Origin of the sequence: Quyinboa sediminis, from assembly GCF_042219855.1 — a bacterium.
In the GTDB taxonomy this organism is placed as follows: domain Bacteria; phylum Bacteroidota; class Bacteroidia; order Bacteroidales; family UBA5342; genus JBHJHP01.
In genome coordinates, this window is record NZ_JBHJHP010000017.1 from 3520 (window position 1) to 5431 (window position 1912).

Below are 1912 nucleotides of genomic sequence, written 5' to 3' on the forward strand. Positions count from 1 at the left end.
ATTTCAAAGATCAAGGGGTTGCTCTCCAAAAAGGAGGTGTTCCAGCCACACCTTCCGGTACGGCTACCTTGTTACGACTTAACCCCAGTCACTAGATTTACCCTAGGACGATCCTTGCGGTAACGTACTTCAGGTACCCCCAGCTTCCATGGTTTGACGGGCGGTGTGTACAAGGCCCGGGAACGTATTCACCGCGCCGTGGCTGATGCGCGATTACTAGCGAATCCAACTTCATGGAGTCGGGTTGCAGACTCCAATCCGAACTGAGACCGGCTTTCGAGATTCGCATCATATTGCTATGTAGCTGCCCTCTGTACCGGCCATTGTAACACGTGTGTAGCCCTGGACGTAAGGGCCGTGCTGATTTGACGTCATCCCCACCTTCCTCGCGGTTTACACCGGCAGTCCCGTTAGAGTTCCCAGCTTAACCTGATGGCAACTAACGGCAGGGGTTGCGCTCGTTATGGGACTTAACCCGACACCTCACGGCACGAGCTGACGACAACCATGCAGCACCTTGCAAAGAGTCCGAAGAAAAGATCATCTCTGACCTATGCACTCTGCATTTAAGCCCAGGTAAGGTTCCTCGCGTATCATCGAATTAAACCACATGTTCCTCCGCTTGTGCGGGCCCCCGTCAATTCCTTTGAGTTTCATTGTTGCCAACGTACTCCCCAGGTGGTTCACTTAATGCTTTCGCTCGGCCGCATACTGTGTATCGCATACAGCTAGTGAACATCGTTTACGGCGTGGACTACCAGGGTATCTAATCCTGTTCGCTCCCCACGCTTTCGTGCATCAGCGTCAGTTGTGGTCTGGCAAGCTGCCTACGCAATCGGGGTTCTGTGTAATATCTATGCATTTCACCGCTACATTACACATTCCGCCTGCCTCGTCCATACTCAAGAAATTCAGTTTCAAAGGCAATTCTACAGTTGAGCTGCAGGATTTCACCTCTGACTTAAATCTCCGCCTACGCACCCTTTAAACCCAATGAATCCGGATAACGCTCGAATCCTCCGTATTACCGCGGCTGCTGGCACGGAGTTAGCCGATCCTTATTCGTACGGTACATGCAGGTGGATACACGTATCCACGGTTATTCCCGTACAAAAGCAGTTTACAACCCATAGGGCAGTCTTCCTGCACGCGACATGGCTGGTTCAGGCTTGCGCCCATTGACCAATATTCCTCACTGCTGCCTCCCGTAGGAGTCTGGTCCGTGTCTCAGTACCAGTGTGGGGGACCTTCCTCTCAGAACCCCTAATGATCGCTGCCTTGGTGAGCCGTTACCTCACCAACTAACTAATCATACGCATGCCCATCCTTTACCGCCGTAACTTTAATTATAAACCCATGCAGGTTCATAATCTTATGGGGTATTAATCCGGATTTCTCCGGGCTATCCCCCTGTAAAGGGTAGGTTGCATACGCGTTACGCACCCGTGCGCCGCTCTCATAGATAGCAAGCTATCTAATCCCGCTCGACTTGCATGTGTTAGGCCTGTCGCTAGCGTTCATCCTGAGCCAGGATCAAACTCTTCGTTGTAGTTATAAAAATTTTTAGAGCTTTGACCCCCTCGCTCTTTCATTTAATTAAGAATGACGGTTCGCTTGTTTTTAAATTTTTTCTTACCTTATTATAAGACTTTACAGTTCCTCAATGAACGCCGGTGCCCTTGCGGCACCTCCCGCTTTTTTTCCCTCTCTTCTCCCTCTAAATCCCCTAAGCACTGGGCCCGGGTTTTTATTGGCCGAAAAAAGTGTGGCAAAATTAATACTTCTTTCCTTTGCCTCCAAATCATTTCTGATTTATTTTCTTCCTAAAATCCTGCCATCTATTCCAGGGCCTCTACCCCTTCCAAAAGCGGCTGCAAAGAAAGCAATCTTTATCCCTATTATCCAAACTTTT

Annotated in this window: 1 rRNA gene; it reads right to left on the reverse strand. The window is 49.5% G+C overall.

Going from position 1 to position 1912, the window contains the following annotated elements:
- Positions 1 to 29 precede the first annotated feature (29 nt).
- Positions 30 to 1549, reverse strand: a 16S ribosomal RNA gene (locus ACE1EF_RS19770).
- Positions 1550 to 1912: the final 363 nt, after the last annotated feature.